Origin of the sequence: Geobacillus sp. YHL (assembly GCF_022341265.1) — a bacterium.
In the GTDB taxonomy this organism is placed as follows: domain Bacteria; phylum Bacillota; class Bacilli; order Bacillales; family Anoxybacillaceae; genus Geobacillus; species Geobacillus thermoleovorans.
Window position 1 is genome coordinate 1 of record NZ_JAEIGB010000046.1, and the last position, 1,250, is coordinate 1,250.

Sequence of the window (1,250 nt, forward strand, 5' to 3'; positions counted from 1 at the left end):
CAGGCGTGTTGATTATCCAATAAAATCCAAAGGGTATAGAAAAAAGAGCACCTTTCCTGTAGAATGTGAGTAGCGACACAAACAAACCCAGGAGGTGCTCTCTATGAACAAGCATACCACACTCCCGAATTTGATGCAAAAACTTGTTTCGGATGAAGAGATTCAACTGATTGCCGAAGCGGTTGGGTATCGTGATTCGTCTCGAACCTTTACGTTGCGCGAGTTGATTCACTTCTTCCTGCTGGCCGCCATGCATCAATGGAAAAGCTTTCGCCACGGAGCCGATGTGGGGCCTCTGTATGGATTGCCGCGATTCCATTATTCAACTGTATCCAAGAAAGCGAAAGAAGTTCCCTATGACATCATGAAACGCTTGTTGGCGTTGATCATTTCCAAGTGCAACCGCCAAACCCGCCGTTCGCTTCGGTTTCCCAAACCGCTTCGGGTGGTGGATTCGACGACCGTCACGGTCGGGAAAAACCGCCTGCCATGGGCGCCGTATCACGGCGAACGCGCCGGAGTGAAGCTGCACGTCGCGTATTCGCCGGAATCCTCGTTGCCGGCAGACGTGGTGGAAACCATCGGACTGCGTCATGATGGCCCGGTGGGAGAACAGTTGACGAACGCTCAACAAGTGCTGGTGGAAGACCGGGCGTATTTCAAAATCGAACGCCTCGATCGATTTGTGGAGCAGCATCAGCTCTTTGTCATTCGGATGAAGGACAACATCGAACTTCATCAGAAAAAAAGCTTGAAACGCCTTTCCAGCACATCCTCATCGGTTCAAGCCGACTTCACGTGCCAGTTGGGGACGAAACAATGCCGCTCCACCAAGCGTCACCGGGTGGTGATCTTTCGAGATGCGAATGGCCGCGACATTCGGGTCGTGACGAACCTCTTCCATGCGTCTGCGGAAACCATTGCCGACATGTACCAACAACGTTGGACTGTTGAGGTCCTTTTTCCGTTGGGTGAAGCAATATCTGAATGTCCCGACCTTGTTTGGCACGACGGAAAATGCGGTATACAACCAACTGTTTGCGGCGTTCATCGCGTATGTGTTGCTGCGATGGCTGTATGATCAAACCAAAAAACAGACGAACGTCTCTCTTTCCTTCATTTCGTTCGTTCGCCGTTTTTTCTCTGGGCAGCTTCCTCTCGATTGGAAATCCGGGATGGCCGCTGCTTTGTTTGAGTATGCCCAAATTTATGGAAGGCGTATGTATAATTTTGGATAATCAACACTCGTG

At 50.6% G+C, this 1,250-nt stretch carries 1 pseudogene; it reads left to right on the forward strand.

Features of this window, described 5'->3' with window-relative positions:
* The first annotated feature begins 103 nt into the window (after window positions 1–103).
* Window positions 104–1,238: pseudogene (locus JCR24_RS17425) on the forward strand (IS4-like element IS5377 family transposase).
* The last annotated feature ends 12 nt before the right edge of the window (window positions 1,239–1,250 follow it).